Source organism: Methanosalsum natronophilum, assembly GCF_024808815.1.
In the GTDB taxonomy this organism is placed as follows: domain Archaea; phylum Halobacteriota; class Methanosarcinia; order Methanosarcinales; family Methanosarcinaceae; genus Methanosalsum; species Methanosalsum natronophilum.
In genome coordinates this window covers 169,485-187,007 of the sequence record NZ_JANUCS010000001.1, presented here as the reverse complement: position 1 = coordinate 187,007, position 17,523 = coordinate 169,485, and the positions used below count along the sequence as shown (strand labels likewise).

At 33.8% G+C, this 17,523-nt stretch carries 17 protein-coding genes; 10 read left to right on the top strand and 7 right to left on the bottom strand.

Translation table 11 applies throughout. The features are described from left to right. Position 1 precedes the first annotated feature (1 nt). Positions 2 to 283 carry an Asp-tRNA(Asn)/Glu-tRNA(Gln) amidotransferase subunit GatC gene (gatC, locus tag J2T59_RS00965; RefSeq protein WP_259133168.1) on the bottom strand — a complete coding sequence of 94 codons (282 nt, stop codon included), beginning with the start codon at positions 281 to 283 and terminating at the stop codon, positions 2 to 4. Between the two features lie 199 nt (positions 284 to 482). On the opposite strand from gatC, the gene J2T59_RS00960 reads away from it, so the two are divergent. From J2T59_RS00960 to J2T59_RS00950, 3 genes are all read left to right on the top strand, one after another. Then, positions 483 to 1,463, top strand: coding sequence for a radical SAM protein (locus J2T59_RS00960; RefSeq protein WP_259133166.1), 981 nt, complete (start codon positions 483 to 485; stop codon positions 1,461 to 1,463). Positions 1,464 to 1,655: 192 nt separating this feature from the next. Further along, positions 1,656 to 2,066: a thioredoxin gene (gene trxA / locus J2T59_RS00955; RefSeq protein WP_259133164.1), complete on the top strand. Its 411-nt coding sequence runs from the start codon at positions 1,656 to 1,658 to the stop codon at positions 2,064 to 2,066. Between the two features lie 5 nt (positions 2,067 to 2,071). Beyond that, entirely contained in the window at positions 2,072 to 3,499 is a 1,428-nt protein-coding gene (locus J2T59_RS00950; RefSeq protein WP_259133163.1) for a methanogenesis marker 14 protein, read from the top strand. Between the two features lie 45 nt (positions 3,500 to 3,544). Here the strand turns inward: J2T59_RS00950 and J2T59_RS00945 are convergent, their stop codons facing one another. Then, the gene (locus tag J2T59_RS00945; RefSeq protein ID WP_259133161.1) at positions 3,545 to 4,207 is read right to left on the bottom strand and encodes a DUF166 domain-containing protein; all 663 of its coding nucleotides are present in this window, start codon (positions 4,205 to 4,207) and stop codon (positions 3,545 to 3,547) included. A gap of 110 nt (positions 4,208 to 4,317) precedes the next feature. Here J2T59_RS00945 and tmk point away from each other — a divergent pair, with 110 nt between their 5' ends. After that, on the top strand, positions 4,318 to 4,917 hold the full coding sequence (gene tmk, locus J2T59_RS00940) for a dTMP kinase (protein ID WP_259133160.1): 600 nt from the start codon (positions 4,318 to 4,320) through the stop codon (positions 4,915 to 4,917). Positions 4,918 to 4,929: 12 nt separating this feature from the next. Here the strand turns inward: tmk and J2T59_RS00935 are convergent, their stop codons facing one another. Both J2T59_RS00935 and J2T59_RS00930 read right to left on the bottom strand, forming a co-directional pair. Further along, complete coding sequence (locus J2T59_RS00935) at positions 4,930 to 5,157, bottom strand: hypothetical protein (protein ID WP_259133158.1); 228 nt, start codon at positions 5,155 to 5,157, stop codon at positions 4,930 to 4,932. A 19-nt stretch (positions 5,158 to 5,176) separates the two neighbouring features. Continuing rightward, positions 5,177 to 5,905, bottom strand: a complete 729-nt coding sequence (locus J2T59_RS00930) for a HisA/HisF-related TIM barrel protein (protein ID WP_259133156.1) — start codon at positions 5,903 to 5,905, stop codon at positions 5,177 to 5,179. A 47-nt stretch (positions 5,906 to 5,952) separates the two neighbouring features. Between J2T59_RS00930 and J2T59_RS00925 the strand changes: the two genes are divergently transcribed. The 5 genes from J2T59_RS00925 to J2T59_RS00905 all read left to right on the top strand — a co-directional run bounded on the left by J2T59_RS00925 (position 5,953) and on the right by J2T59_RS00905 (position 13,641). After that, positions 5,953 to 6,666 (top strand): (5-formylfuran-3-yl)methyl phosphate synthase, encoded by a 714-nt coding sequence (locus J2T59_RS00925; RefSeq protein ID WP_259133154.1) that lies wholly within the window; start codon positions 5,953 to 5,955, stop codon positions 6,664 to 6,666. Positions 6,667 to 6,800: 134 nt separating this feature from the next. Continuing rightward, on the top strand, positions 6,801 to 9,653 hold the full coding sequence (locus J2T59_RS00920) for a PAS domain S-box protein (RefSeq protein ID WP_259133151.1): 2,853 nt from the start codon (positions 6,801 to 6,803) through the stop codon (positions 9,651 to 9,653). Between the two features lie 158 nt (positions 9,654 to 9,811). Continuing rightward, positions 9,812 to 10,474, top strand: a complete 663-nt coding sequence (locus J2T59_RS00915) for an ArsR/SmtB family transcription factor (protein ID WP_259133150.1) — start codon at positions 9,812 to 9,814, stop codon at positions 10,472 to 10,474. 1 nt (position 10,475) lies between these two features. Then, entirely contained in the window at positions 10,476 to 12,719 is a 2,244-nt protein-coding gene (locus J2T59_RS00910) for a CDC48 family AAA ATPase (protein WP_259133148.1), read from the top strand. A gap of 196 nt (positions 12,720 to 12,915) precedes the next feature. Then, positions 12,916 to 13,641 carry an RNA ligase partner protein gene (locus J2T59_RS00905; RefSeq protein WP_259133146.1) on the top strand — a complete coding sequence of 242 codons (726 nt, stop codon included), beginning with the start codon at positions 12,916 to 12,918 and terminating at the stop codon, positions 13,639 to 13,641. A gap of 16 nt (positions 13,642 to 13,657) precedes the next feature. Here the strand turns inward: J2T59_RS00905 and J2T59_RS00900 are convergent, their stop codons facing one another. The 3 genes from J2T59_RS00900 to J2T59_RS00890 all read right to left on the bottom strand — a co-directional run bounded on the left by J2T59_RS00900 (position 13,658) and on the right by J2T59_RS00890 (position 16,417). Beyond that, entirely contained in the window at positions 13,658 to 14,518 is an 861-nt protein-coding gene (locus J2T59_RS00900; RefSeq protein WP_259133144.1) for a geranylgeranylglycerol-phosphate geranylgeranyltransferase, read from the bottom strand. Positions 14,519 to 14,531: 13 nt separating this feature from the next. Next, entirely contained in the window at positions 14,532 to 15,449 is a 918-nt protein-coding gene (nadA, locus tag J2T59_RS00895) for a quinolinate synthase NadA (RefSeq protein ID WP_259133142.1), read from the bottom strand. 149 nt (positions 15,450 to 15,598) lie between these two features. Beyond that, a complete protein-coding gene (locus tag J2T59_RS00890; RefSeq protein WP_259133140.1) occupies positions 15,599 to 16,417 on the bottom strand; it encodes an aspartate dehydrogenase in 819 nt (272 codons plus the stop codon). 145 nt (positions 16,418 to 16,562) lie between these two features. On the opposite strand from J2T59_RS00890, the gene nadC reads away from it, so the two are divergent. After that, entirely contained in the window at positions 16,563 to 17,393 is an 831-nt protein-coding gene (nadC, locus tag J2T59_RS00885) for a carboxylating nicotinate-nucleotide diphosphorylase (protein ID WP_259133139.1), read from the top strand. The last annotated feature ends 130 nt before the right edge of the window (positions 17,394 to 17,523 follow it).

The window sequence follows — 17,523 nt, the reverse complement described above, 5'->3', positions numbered from 1 at the left end:
CTCACATTATACCTGGAACTTTGAAATATCCATCTTTTTTATTCTCACAATTCTCAAGTGCTTCTTCTTGGGTAAATGATGGCTTAATATCATCACTCCTTAAAACATTCACTAAGTCATCTACATGGTATGTAGGCTCTATGTCACTAGTATCTAGCTCTTCAAGTTGTTGAAAATAATCAAGAATTGAGTTTAGTTGTTCTGCGTACTCCTTACTTTTAGAACTATCAATTTCAATCCTAGCGAGCCAGCTTATACGTTCAACATCTTCTTCTGTGATCATCTAAGATTCCTCTATTATTAGCTTTAAAGTTTAATGTTAAAACAATAGACACTTAATATTAATATGTTGGCGTTTACATTTATTATGGTTTAGATGGCATTGCTATTATGAAAAATTAAATTTGCCGAAGAGATAGGTTTAAAGTATAGATGTATTTTCCTATTATAATAGGTGAATATGAAAAAAGCGGTTTGATTACATGAAATCAGAAGTAAAAGCAAAAATGATAGCTATAGGCTCTGCTGATATTGATGAAGATGCACTGGGGGACTTAACGGTTCCTACAGCAGGTCCCGGAGCTGGTAAAAAGGCTTTTTTTTTCAAATCAGGAAATCGGAGAGTACGTCTCTCAGTTAATAAAGATTCTCCTCTTAAAGTGTTTACTAAGAATGACCATGTTGTTATTTATTATGACAATGAAGAACTGGTCACAGGTAAGATTGAGCCAGAACTAGTACATTGTCCCGGGCAAGCATATATTACTGTAAGTGAAAAATGTATATTTGATTGCAAGTTTTGTCCAGTACCGAAACTGGGAGGCAGAATAAAATCTTTTAAGGAAGTAATCAAACTTCTAGAAAAAGCCTATGATACAGGTAAGATGGATTCGATATCTATAACTTCTGGGGTATCTGAGACACCTGATAAAGAAGTTGAACGTGTAAATGAGATTGTTTTAGAAGCTAAAAAATATGGTGTTCCAATTGGTGTATCGGTTTATCCTACAAATAAGTCTAATAAGATTTTAAAAGCGGCTGGCGTAGATGAGATTAAGTATAATGTAGAGACAATGGATCGAGCTGTATTTGATGAGGTATGTCCTGACCAGAATCTTGAGTATATTTTGGATAAGCTTGAAGAGGCAGTAAAACTATTTGGTAAGAATCATGTTTTCTCAAATTTCATAATAGGTTTGGGAGAAAATGATGATTCAGTGATTCAAGGGATTGAAGAATTAGCAAGTATTGGTGTTATCCCTATACTGCGTGCAGCAAATTTATCTCCTTTAAGAGAAGGAGAAGTTTATATAAATAGACCCACAGCAGAGCGAATAATGTATCTAACAAGAAAACTCAAAGAGATATTAGATATACATGGTTTAAATGCTGCAGTTTCGAGAACAATGTGCTTACCATGTACAGGCTGTGACATGAATCCACATATAGATTTAGATGAGTGAATCCCATTGTCACTTATTAGAAGGAACTGAGCTATTTAACAAATTCTTTTTATTTGCTATCTTCATTAAGAGAAATGGCTAATTATATTAGACATTTGTTCGCATTAATACATCTAACACGCAGATATAATTTGCTTTTAGCAAAACCTTATATTAATGTTACTACCTACTTCCTAAAACAAAGGGATTGCTATGGATGAGATTGAGAAGATTAGAGAAAAGAAACTTCAGGAACTTAAGGAATCGTTGGAAAATAAACAACAAAAAGAATCTTATTCAGAACCAATAAATGTAAATGATGCTGATGTTGACCAGAAGATAAATGAGAACCAAGTGGTAGTTATCGACTGCTGGGCTCCCTGGTGTGGTCCATGTAAGACAATTAGTCCAGTAATTGATCGACTTGCAGCAAGATATGCCGGAAAGATACTGTTTTGCAAACTGAATGTGGATCAAAATAAATCTACTGCCATGAAGTATGGCATTAATAGTATACCTACAATCCTAATATTTAAGAATTCAAAGCTAGTGGATAAAGTTATTGGAGCAGTACCTGAGAATTCTCTTACTAATAAATTAGATTCCCTCATAGCTCAAGGGTGATATGGATGGCACCTAAACATGTAGTAAAAAGTCCTAACGTAGGACTTCTTGAAATAAAGTCAAAACCTTATTACATAGTAGCATCAGTTGAGGTTGGGAATACAACCACTAAGTGCATTTTAACAGCTACAAACATGGAGTCTGGGAAAACGCATATAGTAAACCGATACATAAGGATGACTCGAGAAGTAAGGGCACCTAAGGTTGGCGAGGTTGTGTTTGGTAAAACGTTAACTGGAGTGGAACTTACAAGACAATCTATATCCGAACTGGTAAGAGATACTCTTGTTGGTGCTGTTAATAGTGCAAACCTAGATATTGAAAAAGATATACATTTTGTAGTTAGATCAACTGGTGTGGTTGCTGGATTTGCTGTGCCCGAAGATGTAGGGGAGTTTATAAAAGCTTTGGCAGATGGCTGTTTATTGGCCGGGATACCCCCTTCACGCATGACTCCAGCAATGTCAGTAAATAATTTACCACTCAAGTTTCAAAAATATACTAAGATGGAAAAAGTTGTTTTTGATGGAGCTGTAGCTAGTGTGAACCCACCAATAGGATCTACGGGTGTAGAAATAGTTGCTAATGAGATGGAGGGTGAATTAGCTACTGCAGGGATAAAAGAAGGTGCTAAATGGACTGGAGTGGACTTCAGGAATCCATGCATATCTATTGATTTTGGGACTACATTAGATGGAAGGATTGTTAATTCCGATTATCCATACGCCAAGACGGTTGGTAATTTTTGTGGGTATGCAGGTGCTATTCCAGATGCTTTGATCAAAGGTACAAGTATTGTTGATTCAAAACTTGGTACTGCACTTGATATTTCTGGTAGGAATAAACATAGCTGGCTAATGATGAAGGTAAAGAATAAAAGAATAAAAGAACTTGCATCAAAAGTTTTAGATATTATTACTATTGAAAAAGTTCCTGATGATGTTGTAAGGTATGGAAGTGTGCCTGTAAATCCAAAAGCTGCAAAAGAAATGGGAGTGGTACTAATAGGCTGTGATGTAGGAGATAATGGATCTAGATTGAATGAAGTTCTTGAGTTAGGATCTCATATCTACAAAGAGGAGGGTATTAAGACCCTATTCTCAGTAATAGATGAGGTAATGGCTAATATAGTCTCCCGGTTAGTTGGAGTCGCATTAGAATATAATTTGCTCCATGAAAATACTTCTATAGGGATTACAGGTAGAGCTGCAATCACTGGTGATAAACCATCACTTATATTGAAATATTTGGAAAATATAAATGATTTAAACAATATAGAAAATAGGGTCGTGTTTGTAGATGATGCCCTTGCAAGAGGAGCAGCTGTAATGGCAAGGTGCATGAATTCAATGGGTACACCATTCAATCCTTTAGGAGGAAACGCGGGTGGTAAATGTATCATGGGTCCTAGGATGAAACTCCAGTCGCACTAAGGTAATTAAGATGCATAGCTAGGTTTTTATATATCTATTATTTTTTTATTTTGTTTTCTGGAGTGCATTTTCGACGGCTTTTTTATGTATTGCTGCAGACCTGTGAATCCCATCTTTAGTCCCCCGGATGGCTCTACAAGGATACTGCTGTACAAGTAAACCCGCACGAGCTGATGCTTTATCTAATTCAATTCCTTTCAGATTCCTTGCCATGTACCATGTACTACCACAAGGAGCACCCTTTTTAACGTTGACATTTTCTATCTTTTTATCTTTTACATCGATTTCAAGTGCTGGTGTACCTAAAACTGAGGTAAGCTCCTTTGTGCTTTCATGTTCTTTTAATGCACAGCATATTTCATCGATTTCTATATGCATGTTAGAGTTTTTAGCTATTTTTTCAAGTTCATCCATTGAAACATGGGAATATCCGCCAGGAATTATTAGAGACTTGACATTTCTCTGTGAAGCTATTTTAGCTATGGCTGTTGTGATGTCTGGATGTAGTGAATATGAAACTATGATATCAGAGTTAAATATAGATTGATCTAATCCAATTTCATCTAGGTATTTTTCAGGCTCTTCTATGAGAATTGGCAGTTTACTGGGTAAGTTTGCTACCAATGGCTCAAAGTTTGTTTTATCTTTGATAGTATCTATCAAACGATGTCCATACTTCCCTCTTGTAATTATGCCAATCTTTGTCATTAAAGTTTAAATTATAGAGATTAATCTATATATTTTGTGGCATATTATGGTGGTAACCAAACTACTTTAATCATATTTTTGAAATTTTATAATATACGGGTTTTGTTTTTATGAAAGGAAAATTGATTACGTTTGAAGGTATTGATGGTGCAGGAAAATCTACAGTAATTTCTACTTTACGTCGCCTTGAAGAAATGAAAGACGTTATATTCACAAGAGAACCAACTGAGACATGGCTTGGAGTAATGGTTGAGCGAGCAATAAAATCGGACACTAATGAACTAGTAGAGTTATTTTTATTTACAGCAGATCATGCCCAGCATGTATCAGATGTGATAAAACCAGCACTTGAAGAAAGGAAATGTGTAATATCTGATCGTTATTCTGATAGTACTTATGCATATCAAGGGATGACTCTTCAATCAATGTTTCAATATCCGATGGACTGGGCACGAAATATTCGTTCTGAATGGACTGTTTTGCCAGATAAGACAATTCTTTTTGATATTGAACCTGAAATAGCTGTTAAACGCTGTTCTTCACGGGGGCAACAAATTAAATTTGAAAAGATTGACTTTTTGAAAGGTGTTCGTTCAAACTACCTAAAGTTAGCTTCAGAAGAACCTGATAGATTTATAGTTATAGATAGTTCGAAGCCATCAAAAGAACTAGTTCCGGAAGTATTGGACATAATCTTACCTTTGATCTAAAGAAAAAAAGAATTAGAGATTGTTTCTGTCCGCAAACTTGATTAATTCTTCACCCAGTTCCCTTACATATTTAGGATTGAGATTAAATCTATTTTTCTTTTGGCCGGATCTCTCTTTTGAGATTTCTACATATTCTTTATCATACCGGTCACTTGAGGTCAGGTTAATCGTTAAAAACCAACCTGCACCCATTTTGATCTCTGTATACTTTTCATCATTTTCTACTTCAATATCTGTCATTATAATCAATCCTTACCTATTAGACATATGTGTCTAAATCATATTTTAATATTGATAATGGTATGGAACCATTATGCAGTGCAGTTGCTGCCAAAGCGCCTTTGACGCCGATATTATTTAAGAGCTTGATATCCTCACAATCGCGGATTCCACCACCTAAAAGAATATCATGTTTAGATTCAAGGACAAGTTTAGATACAAGTTTTTCATCAAATCCTTTAGAGGTGCCTACCCGACTGAGATCTAAGTATATTATATCTTTGATATTTAGACCATTTAAAAGTTTTATTATTTTTAAAGGATCATCTGGTATGCATTCATCGACCTTAAGTATTTTTCCATTTTTCTGATCAATACTAACACTCACTCTACCAGGGTATGAACTAACAGCGGCTTTCAAAGTTTCGAGTTTAGTAGATTCAGTTCCTAAGATCAAGTGATCAGCCATCTTTGATGCATAGTGAACGTCATTGATGGACTCAATACCCCAATCAAGATAAGTTTTTGCTTTATTTCGAATTTGATAAATAGTGTCTACATTTTCCTCATTAGTTTTACTAAAATGTAATCTGTTCAAATCTGCTATGTATACTTCTTTAGGCTTGATATTTTCAACTATTTCTAAAGGATGTGACGTATCGGAAATTTGACTGAAACTTTCGATTTTATTATATTTTTCTCTTTCACCTTTAACAGCATGAACTAAGTAATTATTTAATATATCTAATACAAGTAAAACTCGAAACATATTTAACAAATACATTATTTCATGATATATAATAAGAGGGTAGCTTTATGAAATTACTTATAAGTCCAATCAATTCACAGGAAGCTATCAGTGCTTCTAAAGGTGGTGCTGATATAATTGATGTCAAAAATCCAAAAGAAGGGTCTTTGGGTGCTAACTTTCCCTGGATTATTAGAGAAGTAAAGGAATTAATTAATTCAGAGGTTCCTTTGAGTGCAACAATAGGAGATTTTAACTACAAGCCCGGGACAGCATCTCTTGCTGCTTTAGGTGCAGCATATTCTGGAGCTAAATATATAAAAGTTGGACTTTATGACATACAGACTGAAGAGCAAGCTTTTGAAATGCTTGAAGGTATAAATCGAGCAGTTAAAGATTATGACTCAAATAAGAAAGTAGTAGTTTCTGGCTACTCAGACTTTTCTCGTATAAATTCAATATCTCCTTTCCTTCTCCCCGAGATTGGTTCAAAGGTAGGTATAGATGTGGTCATGGTTGATACTGCAATTAAAGATGGAAAGTCTACTTTTGAGTTCTTATCTGAGCAAGAACTAACTGAATTTACTAATATCGCAAAAAAGTATAATTTAGAATCTGCTATTGCTGGTAGTCTTAAATTTAATGATTTACCCATGATTGAAAGAATTGATCCTGATATAATAGGTGTTAGAGGCATGGTTTGTGGGGGAGATAGACAGACAGCTATTCAAGAACCCCTTGTTAAAAAACTTAAAAGTGAAATGTGTCAGTTAAAAGCTTGAAATAAATTATTATTTTCTGTTTCTACTTACACATATTTTTTTTAGATATGTGTAAGTTATACCTTCTATTAAGCACATGAACTTATAAAATTAAATCACAATAAATATATACTGTTATAAGTTAATACTTCTCAATGACTAGGGGTAGTTATGGTCTCACAGATAACTATTGCAAAGAGAATCTTTCTTGCACTAATGGATACTGTAGTTTGATTTCACTTGACGTAGGTAATTCGAGAGATTATAAGATTATTGATATGGATGCCACGGTAAAAGAAATCCTTGGAATTGAAGATGCGAATATTTTAGATAAAAAATTAAGTGAAGTATCTCCAACTTTTTATAACAAATATACCTCTGAATTAAACAATGGTTTAAAAAATTCAACTGGAATAAAGTTTAATTTTTTATCTAGTAAGTTAAAAATGTGGTACAATGCTGTAGTGTTACCATCAAAAATGAAAAAAAGACACATTACTATTTTTTTCTCAGTACTTGAAACCGATCTGTATCAAGCTAATAGTACCACAGATGATAAAGCAGTATTTATCGAAAATATAAATGACTTCATTTTGCCCTCATTTAAACGTCTTGAACTAGCTACAAATACTCCAGATCTAAAAAGAGGTGCTGATGTCAAGAGAGTTGAAGTTAAGGAAGCCATTAATGATGAAGACTTTGCATTGTTACAGACTAATAAAAACACGTTACTTGAAGATAATGAAAGTGAAATTTCATCTATAATTAGTGCACCTGAGAAACCCATTGATCACTTAATTGTAACAGAGTCAATGGAAAAAAGGAAAGAACATCTCTCACACCTGGTACATAATGTGCCTGGAGTAATTTTTAGGTGTGAGTTTGATGAAAATTGGACAATGGTATATTTGAGTGATAAAATCTATGATATTTCTGGGTACAAGTCATTAGATTTCATAAATAATAAAGTAAGGTCATATTCAAGTATAGTCTTTGAAAAAGATCGATCTAAATTGTTCACTGAAATATCTAATAAAATCAGTAGGCACTTACCTTATCAGCTAGAATATCGAATAGTAACAAAAGATGGATTTATCAGGTGGATACATGAGAATGCAGAAGGAATCTATGATTCAAATGGTAAAATTTTGTACATTGATGGAATCATCACTGACATCACAGATTTTAGAATGGAAAGAGAAAACCTAAATGAAAAAGTAAACCTTTTAACAGGAGTTTTAAACTCAATATCGGATACAATTTCAGTGAAAGATAAATATGGAGTTTACTTAGCCTGTAATTCAGAATTTTGTAATTTAGTAGGTAAATCGTATGAACAGATAATTGGGAAAACAGACTATGATTTATTTCCTCAAGAAATAGCTAATAAACTCAGAACAAGAGATATTCTTTCACAAAAAAGACTTAAATCTACGAAAAACGAAGAGTGGTTAACTTATCCTAATGGCAAGAATGTTCTTTTTGATACTCGAAAGGCACCACTGACCTCTCAGGAAGATATTCCTTTAGGAATTGTTATTTTGAGACGTGACATAACCTCACAGAGGCGTACAGAAAAAGCGCTTAAAGAAAGCCATAAACAACTAAAAGATTTCTTTACACAATCATTGACGGGATTTCTTTTGATGGAATTTGATGTGCCCATTACGTGGAATGATTTAATAGATAAAGAGGATATGTTAGAATATGCTATATCTCATGAAAAGATAAAGATGGTCAACCAAGCTTTTCTTGATCAATATCTTTCAACCAAAAACGACTTTATTGGAAAAACACCCCTCAGTATTTTCAATGGGAATAAAGATGACATGAAATCACTACTTAGAAAAACCTTTGATAATGGCCATTATTATGGTGAGAAATTTGAAATGAGAAAAGATGGCACAGGCATATGGGTTGAAGGCGAATATGTGTGTATTTATGATGATGAGGGAAGAACCAAAGGTCATTTTATAGTACAACATGATATAACTGAGCTAAAAGATACGCATAAAAAGTTACAAGAAAGTGAGAATAAATTCATTACAATTCTTAGCAGTATAGATGACGTAATTTGGTCATTCTCATGGCCGGACCTAAAACCTATATACATCAGTCCATCAGCTGAGAAAGTTTATGGATGTTCACTTGATCACATATTAGCAAATCCTAACTGTTTGGTAGAAATGGTTTATGCAGAAGATTATGATATTTATCTTGATGCATCAAAAAAACTACTGGAACATGGGTACTATAATGAAGATTATCGTATCATTAGACCCGATGGCAGCATATGCTGGACTCGTAACAAAACACGTCTAATATATGATAGTAATTCTATTCCCATAAGGTTGGAAGGTATTACATCTGATATATCTGACAGAAAGAAAAAGGAAGAATTAGAAAGAAATCAATTGATAGTGCATGAAATTCATCATAGGGTCAAAAACAACTTGCAGGTAATAATAAGTTTACTGAACATGCAATCTAAGCTTTTCAAACAAAACCCAGATGTTGAAGGTGCATTAAAAGACAGTCAAAATAGAATTCGGTCATTGTCAATAGCCCATGAGAAACTTTATAGAACTGATATAGTGGGTAGCATTGAGATATCTGATTATATTTCCAGTTTAGTGAATTATATATCACAGTTGTATTATTTTGATTCTACAACTATAAAAACTGAACTAGAAGTTGAAAAAGCGTATTTTGATATGGATATGACTATTCCACTGGGATTAATTATAAATGAGTGTGTTACAAACTCTTATAAGCACGCATTCAAAGGATGTAAAACAGGCATAATTTCAGTCTCATTTAAAAGAATTGATGATGCTTATGAATTGGTGGTAAGTGATAATGGGATTGGGATGCCAAATGATATTGATTTTAACTTGATAAACTCACTTGGCTTTAAGATAATAAATTTACTTGTAGCACAGTTGAGTGGGACAATAGAATTAGATAATTCGAAAGGAACCTGCTACAAATTCACGTTTTCTAATTAATTTAGTATAACGAAATAATGGGTTAGGCAATTTGTTTATAAACCATGTATTCGAGAGAAATGTTTATATATTATTAAGACTAACTTAAAGTTAGTAACTATAAGGTATTATAGTTTCTGATTAATTAAAATGACTAATGTGAAGAATAGGGGAGAAGGATGGATTCATCAATAATTCTCGATATACTTGGGAATGAGAACAGGAGAAAGATATTGCAGATACTGTCCGATCGTCCATATTATGTAAGTGAAATATCGAGAAAATTAGAGGTTGGGCCAAAGGCAATAATCAATCACCTCAGTTTGCTGGAAGAGGTTGGTCTTATTGAATGTCATTTTGATTCAAACAGAAGAAAGTATTTTAGCATAAGTCATAACCTCTACCTTGAGATAACACTTTCTCCATATTCATATGTCACATCAATTAGGTCATTTTCTTCGAGAAAAGATAATGGTCTGATCTCTAAGAACTCAGTTGATCAGACATCTGAATCACTAATTGAAAAAAACAAACAAATACAGAACTTGAGGTTAGAGATCAATAAACTTGTGTCAAGAAAAAATGAACTCAGAGATGATTTAATTAAAATAATGAATGAATGCGGGCAAATAATTCAAGAAATCACTCAAAATCATACAGAGTCCAAGATATTATACGAGCTTTTAATAGGCCCGCGTGAACTAGCAACAATCTCGTATAATCTTGGAATAGAGCCGGATATAGTAAAGGTATACTTATCTGCTCTTTATGATAGAAATTTGATTGAATTTCAGATAATAAATGGAACTAAATATTGGAAAATAAGTGAAAAAGGTGAATAATATGGCAGAAGAAACATATGTAAGAGTTGCTGAAGCTTATCACCGTGATGTTGGTAGGGGCATTGCAAAGATTGACCCTGAGTTGATGCAAAGACTAGGCTTAATGAGCGGTGATGTTATTGAAATTACTGGTAAAGAAAAAAGCTATGCCAGAATAATGCCAGGATATCTAGATGATGTAGGTAAATACATTATTCGAATAGATGGTAATATCCGTAATAATGTACGTGCTGGTATTGATGATAAAGTGCAAATAAAAAAAGTTGATGCTAAAGAAGCTAGTAAAGTAACACTTGCACCATTACAACCTATTAGGATTGTTGGAGGTGCACGTTATATACACAGGATATTAGAAGGTCGACCCACATCTCGTGGTCAACGTATTCGTATAGAGGCAGTAAATAACCCATTGACTTTTGTGGTATCATCTACGACCCCTTCAGGCCCAGTTATTGTTACAAGGAACACGGAGATTGTATTAAAGGAGAAACCTGCTGAAGAAGTCGTAAAGACTGGTCAGATATCTTATGAAGATATTGGTGGGTTGAAACGAGAGATTGGACTTGTTCGAGAAATGATAGAATTGCCACTAAGACACCCCGAACTGTTCCAAAAACTCGGAATTGAACCTCCAAAAGGTGTACTGCTGTACGGACCACCAGGTACCGGTAAAACAATGATCGCAAAAGCAGTAGCTTCCGAAACAGATGCCAATTTCATTTCAATCAGTGGTCCAGAAATAATGTCTAAATATTATGGTGAAAGTGAGCAAAAACTTCGAGAAGTTTTCGAGGAAGCAGAAAAAGAAGCACCTTCTATTATTTTTATAGATGAAATTGATTCGATTGCACCAAAAAGAGAGGATGTTACTGGAGAAGTTGAAAGAAGGGTTGTTGCACAGTTATTATCTTTAATGGATGGACTAAAAACACGAGGAGAAGTAATTGTAATTGCTGCTACAAACCGACCAAACTCAATTGATGAAGCTTTAAGAAGAGGAGGAAGATTTGATAGGGAGATTGAGATTGGTATTCCTGATAGAAACGGGCGTCTACAAATACTATATGTCCATACCAGAGGAATGCCTCTTGAAAAAGACTTGAACCTTGGAGATATTGCAGATATAACCCATGGTTTTGTAGGTGCTGATTTATCTTCACTTGCAAAAGAAGCTGCCATGCATGCTCTTAGAAGATTATTACCGGATATCAAGATTGATGAGGATATTCCACAAGAAGTAATGGACAAACTTGAAGTTCAAAAGACAGATTTTGAAGAGGCTTTAAAGAATATTGAGCCATCAGCTATGCGCGAAGTATTCGTGGAAGTTCCACATGTTGATTGGAATGACATAGGTGGCCTCGAAAAAGCAAAACAAGATCTGAGAGAAGCGGTGGAATGGCCATTAAAATACCCTGAGATATTTGAGACCGTGAATACTAAACCACCAAGAGGGATAATGTTATTTGGTCCACCAGGTACTGGTAAGACTTTACTAGCAAAAGCAGTTGCAAGTGAAAGTGAAGCTAACTTTATTAGTATCAAAGGTCCTGAACTCTTAAGCAAGTATGTAGGTGAATCGGAACGTGCTGTCAGGGAAACCTTTAGAAAAGCAAAACAATCAGCACCAACTGTTGTTTTCTTTGATGAGATTGACTCGATTGCACCCAGAAGAGGTAGTAGTTCTGACTCACATACAAGTGAAAGAGTTGTAAGCCAAATTCTTACAGAACTAGATGGTGTTGAAGAGTTGAAAGATGTAGTTATAATCGCTGCCACGAATCGACCTGATATTGTAGATTCAGCACTATTAAGGCCTGGAAGGTTTGATAGGTTGATTTATGTGAAAACTCCTGATAAGGAAAGCAGAGAGAAGATATTCACGATACATCTTGAAGGAAAACCACTCTCAGATGAGATTAAAGCATTTGAACTTGCAGAGATGACGGATGGCTATGTAGGAGCAGATATAGAATCTATTTGCAGAGAAGCTACTATGCTTGCACTTCGAGAATATATTAAACCAGGTATGAGCAAGAAAGAGATTACAGATAACTTAGATAAAATCAGGATTAAAAAGAAACACTTCAAAAAAGCAATGTCAAGGGTTAAACCCGTTTCATCTTCAGAACCAAACGATATTTATGAGCAAAGCATTGCATCTTTTGCTAATTATGCCATAGATGCAAATGCAGAAGACGATGAAGATGATGAGGACGATGAAAGGGTACAGAAAGAAGATTAATAATATAGTGGACTGAGAGAGTACAGGATTATTTAATTTTAATTTTCCTGTGCTTGCCTAATTTTATCTTTAATTTAAGTAATTATATATAACATATTAAAGAATATATTAATCAAATATGTTTATAGTTAATTACATATAATTTTATCAGCTCTATTTACAATCACTAATACTAATGTGAAGATGTGTTTATTCCATGTTAAGACAACGTTTTGTACTTGATACTACTGCACTTACAGATCAACAGGTTAGAGAATCAATTGGGCACTCTGAGCTATGTGATGGGATTAAAGGAATTCTTGACTTGATTGCTGAATCAAGGCTAAAGTTAGGCATCAGCTGCTATATACCCTTCCCTTCTGTTTATGAGGAGTTACAAGACTTTGCTAGAAACAATGAATGTGAGACTGAAGTTGTCGCAAAGATTGATACATGGCTTGTAAAGAAAACACCTGATAGGTATGAAGTAAAGATACCAGCACGTATATTCCACGAATATGTTGCTTTTATGCGAGCTCGTATTAATAAGGGAATGGGTGTTGCTGAAGATGCTATTTGGTCGGCTGCAACTGAGTGTTTATTTCTAACATCTTCTGCAAGAACTAAAAAAGATATTGAGGATAATATTGAAAGAGAAGTTATTGGGAAAACAATTGGTAAGTTTAGAAATAAGTATCGATCAGCATTGAGGTATGGCATTCTCGACAGTGCACCAGATATTGATGTATTATTATTGGCAAAAGAAATTGATGCTGCAGTAGTTGCTAATGATTTTGGAATTCAAAAATGGGCTGAAGAACTAGGTGTTCGATTCGTTCCGGCCAAAACATTTCCTTTAATGCTTAAAGAATACTTAAAGCAACGCTCATCTATTTCTCATAGTACTAAATCTGATTTTTTTGATGATTTTGAAGAATCTTAATTATTTTGTTACTTAATCATGCCCCTGCAATAAAAGCGAACAAGGCAAATAACATACCAATTTTCAACAACTTTGAAGATTTCTCAGGGTTTGACTTGATCATGAGTTCGAATAAAGATGCAAGGAATACAACATTGGCTATACTGACAACATACAAATAGTTCAGATTTAAAATTGATTGGAAGAAAGGGAGAGGACTTGCAATCATTGCTATAATAACAAAACCTGTAGCTGCATAACTTGCATTTTTCTTTCCAATTATAATTGGTAACGTTTTTGCACCGCTTGCTTTATCTCCCTCTATATCTTCAATATCTTTTATAATTTCACGAGAAAGGGTTGCTAATGCTGCTAGAAGGAATAGAATAAAGACTGTAAGTACACCATCTAGTCCCAGAATTCCTCCACCAAAAAGAAATAATGAGCCAGTTAGATAACCTATGCTGATGTTACCGGATAAAGGATGTTTTTTTAGCGATCTTGCATAAAGGTATAATATGATTATGTTCACCAAAGCGATTATAGCACATATGGGATTAATCATTGTTGAAATTATAAATCCGAGGAAAAACAATATTAATGAGAAATATAATGCTTTTTTTCTATAGATTCTACCAGAAGGAATGGGTCTTTCAGGCCTGTTTATTTTATCAATATCAATATCATAATAATCATTAATCGCGTTTCCAGCACCAGTTATTAGGAAAACAGACACAAAACCTAGTAATGAATAAACTAGAAGTAATTCAACTACAACTATGTCAATATTGGTTGATAAGATATTGTATGCTATGAATAGCCCTACTAAAGTGGCTACTGCTGCCATGAAACAGTTTTTGTACCTTATAAGTTCAAGGTATGCTTTGAGATTATACATCTATGACCTGCATTTAAGTTCGACCAACTTCAAGCATTCTTTCTAAAGATTTCATGGCTTTGATCCTAATCTCTTCTGGAACTGATATTACATGTTTCATGTTCTTAAGTGAATCCAATACACCTTCTAATGTTGTCATTTTCATGTTTGGACATACTGCATATTCAGAACCTGAATAGAATATCTTATCAGGATTTTCTTTTTTTAATCTATATAGTATTCCTGTTTCAGTTGCAATTATCATTTCTTTTGAGTTAGTACTTTTAGCGTAATTTGTCATACCAGTTGTGCTTAATACCTTATCTGAAATATCTAGTACATCTTCTTTACATTCAGGATGTGCAATAATTTCTGCATTAGGATGTTCTTCTTTCATGAGAAGTATGTCACCAACTAATATTTGATGATGTGTTGGACAATATCCTTCCCAAGGTATTATATTCTTGGTAGAATTTAAAGAAACATACTTCGCTAGGTTCTTGTCAGGTACAAAAATAATATCATTTTCTTTAAGTGAGTTGATTATATTAACAGCATTTGAGGATGTACAACATATATCACACTCCGCTTTAACAGCTGCAGAGGTATTCACATAACACACAACGGCTGCGTTTGGATGTTCTTTTTTCTTTTGTCTCAATGAGTCTACATCAACCATTGCTGCCATAGGACATTCAGCTTCTTTTTCTGGTAAAAGTACAGTTTTCTCTGGACTAAGTATAGCTGCACTTTCTGCCATGAAATCTACTCCACAGAATACAATGACATCTGCATCTTGATTCACAGCTTCTTGACTAAGTCCTAGTGAATCTCCTAAAAAATCTGCAATATCTTGAATTTCTTTTCTTTGATAATTATGAGCAAGAATAACAGCATTTTTTTCTTTCTTTAATTGATTTATTTCATTAATGATTGAGGTTCTATCCTGCATATAATCCCTACTAAATTGGTTTTTTATAATAAGTTATTGTACCTTCTTTATAAATCTAAATGGCAAATAGGTTATACAATTTTATTCTAATTATTTGTTTTGTATCAACAAAAAAAAGAAAGCTGGCTAAAATGTGAAAATATTGGTGTTCACGTACCAACTTGAACGGGTTCAGCTATTTTTCTTAGTGTAGAAATTGCAGATAAGGAAGCTAGATGACTAGTTTTTGGGTTTTTTGGTGATGGTTTATTTTCAATCCTTGAACAAATTTTACCAAATTCACCTAATACTTCAATCTCGTGTACATTCATAGTTAATTTAGGGTCAGCAATGATTTGAACCTTTGTTTTTTCGAATCCAATTCCTGCAATGCTCAGAGTTGCAGCAACATTTACATTTGCTGGAAAAGCATTTACTGCATTTAGTGCACTACCCTCAAATATTATAGTTTCAGAATCTATTTTATCTAAGTTAATACCCTGTTCGATAATATATGGTGCATCTTTTAATCCAGCAGGTGGCTTTTTAGTTTTTAAAGTAATGGATTGGATATCTCCTGACATTGCAGACTTTATTCCGTCGATCCCAGCAATTGAACCTGAAGGTAAGTAAACCTTACAGTTATTTTGGGTCGCTAATGCATAAATATCATTTCTCAGCTTATCTTCTGCAAGTGCACCAACACTCATAATAAGAACATCACACTTGGCTTTTAATGCTGGGATGGCTATTGATCTAACAGCTCTTTGAGATGCGGTTTCGACAATAAGGTCAACTTCTCTAACCATTTCATCAAGGCTTAGAATTTTTGGTTCCATAGATTTTAGTTGATTTATAATGGAAGATACATAATCAGTATTATGATCATATATTGCATGAATATTTATGTTACGATTTTCATCTGCATCAAAACTTTTACAAATTTGTGAACCAATAGCTCCACATCCAATTATACCTACATTTAGCATTGTATAAACACCTACTCATAAAGAACAATAGTTAAATGAAACTATTTTTTACATAAGATTTGTTATATTTGATTTTAAAAACATAGTTAAAATGTATTTATACAATATAAATCATCTAATTAATAAATTACCTATGGTGAAATTTATGTTTATTAATGAAATTGAGAGATTCCTTGCAGAAGACATTGCATATCAGGACATACCATCAAAACTTTGTGAAAATAGAACAATAGAAACTATAATTTTCACGAAACAAGACTGTGTTATTGCCGGTACAAACGAAACAATATCGGTATTAGATTATTTTGGTATAGACTATGAAAGGAAGGCCTTTGATGGCGATCACCTTTCAAAAGGTGCTACAATTTTTATTCTAAAAGGGTATGCTTCTTCTATATTCCAGGCAGAAAGGATTTGTTTGAACTTAATGGCACACTTAAGTGGTATTGCAACTCTAACTAACAAATGTGTTCGTATAGCTAAAAATATATCAAAAACAACAAGAATTGCTAGCACCAGGAAAACGACACCTGGACTTCGTAGATTTGAAAAAAACGCAGTTATTGCAGGTGGAGGAGATCCTCATAGGTTTGGATTATTCGATGCTGTCATGCTAAAAGATAATCATATCAAGTTGTTAGGTCTTGAAAAGGCTATAACTAAGGCAAAAGAGAATACAAGCTTTGTTCAAAAAATCGAGGTTGAAGTTGAATCAATTGAAGATGCACTCAAGGCAGCTTCCTTGGGTATCGATATTATTATGCTCGATAACATGGAACCAAAAAAGATAATTCAGGTGATACAAAAGCTTAAACTCGAAGGTTTTAGAGACAATGTTATCCTAGAAGCATCTGGATTGGTAAATATTTCTAATTTAGAAGAATACGTTAAAACAGGCGTTGATGTAATATCTATGGGTTCCCTTATATATGATGCAAGATGGGTTGATTTGAGCTTGAAACTATGTGAAAAATAAGCTACTCTGACCATAATCTTTATGTATTTGTATATTTTATTTCCACTTGATTATAATAACTTTAACTTCATGAAACTTTGATTTTTGTTGCATTGAAAAAGATGTTTAGTTTTTGACTATAAAAACAGCT

Excerpts from the sequence above, each read along its gene's own strand:
- tmk (WP_259133160.1), top strand. The coding sequence starts at position 4,318 with ATGAAAGGAAAATTGATTACGTTTGAAGGTATTGATGGTGCAGGAAAA.
- J2T59_RS00905 (WP_259133146.1), top strand. The coding sequence starts at position 12,916 with ATGTTAAGACAACGTTTTGTACTTGATACTACTGCACTTACAGATCAA.
- J2T59_RS00910 (WP_259133148.1), top strand. The coding sequence starts at position 10,476 with ATGGCAGAAGAAACATATGTAAGAGTTGCTGAAGCTTATCACCGTGAT.
- J2T59_RS00960 (WP_259133166.1), top strand. The coding sequence starts at position 483 with ATGAAATCAGAAGTAAAAGCAAAAATGATAGCTATAGGCTCTGCTGAT.
- trxA (WP_259133164.1), top strand. The coding sequence starts at position 1,656 with ATGGATGAGATTGAGAAGATTAGAGAAAAGAAACTTCAGGAACTTAAG.
- gatC (WP_259133168.1), bottom strand. The coding sequence starts at position 283 with ATGATCACAGAAGAAGATGTTGAACGTATAAGCTGGCTCGCTAGGATT.
- J2T59_RS00950 (WP_259133163.1), top strand. The coding sequence starts at position 2,072 with ATGGCACCTAAACATGTAGTAAAAAGTCCTAACGTAGGACTTCTTGAA.
- J2T59_RS00925 (WP_259133154.1), top strand. The coding sequence starts at position 5,953 with ATGAAATTACTTATAAGTCCAATCAATTCACAGGAAGCTATCAGTGCT.
- J2T59_RS00900 (WP_259133144.1), bottom strand. The coding sequence starts at position 14,518 with ATGTATAATCTCAAAGCATACCTTGAACTTATAAGGTACAAAAACTGT.
- J2T59_RS00935 (WP_259133158.1), bottom strand. The coding sequence starts at position 5,157 with ATGACAGATATTGAAGTAGAAAATGATGAAAAGTATACAGAGATCAAA.
- nadC (WP_259133139.1), top strand. The coding sequence starts at position 16,563 with ATGTTTATTAATGAAATTGAGAGATTCCTTGCAGAAGACATTGCATAT.
- J2T59_RS00890 (WP_259133140.1), bottom strand. The coding sequence starts at position 16,417 with ATGCTAAATGTAGGTATAATTGGATGTGGAGCTATTGGTTCACAAATT.
- J2T59_RS00945 (WP_259133161.1), bottom strand. The coding sequence starts at position 4,207 with ATGACAAAGATTGGCATAATTACAAGAGGGAAGTATGGACATCGTTTG.
- J2T59_RS00915 (WP_259133150.1), top strand. The coding sequence starts at position 9,812 with ATGGATTCATCAATAATTCTCGATATACTTGGGAATGAGAACAGGAGA.
- J2T59_RS00930 (WP_259133156.1), bottom strand. The coding sequence starts at position 5,905 with ATGTTTCGAGTTTTACTTGTATTAGATATATTAAATAATTACTTAGTT.
- J2T59_RS00920 (WP_259133151.1), top strand. The coding sequence starts at position 6,801 with ATGACTAGGGGTAGTTATGGTCTCACAGATAACTATTGCAAAGAGAAT.
- nadA (WP_259133142.1), bottom strand. The coding sequence starts at position 15,449 with ATGCAGGATAGAACCTCAATCATTAATGAAATAAATCAATTAAAGAAA.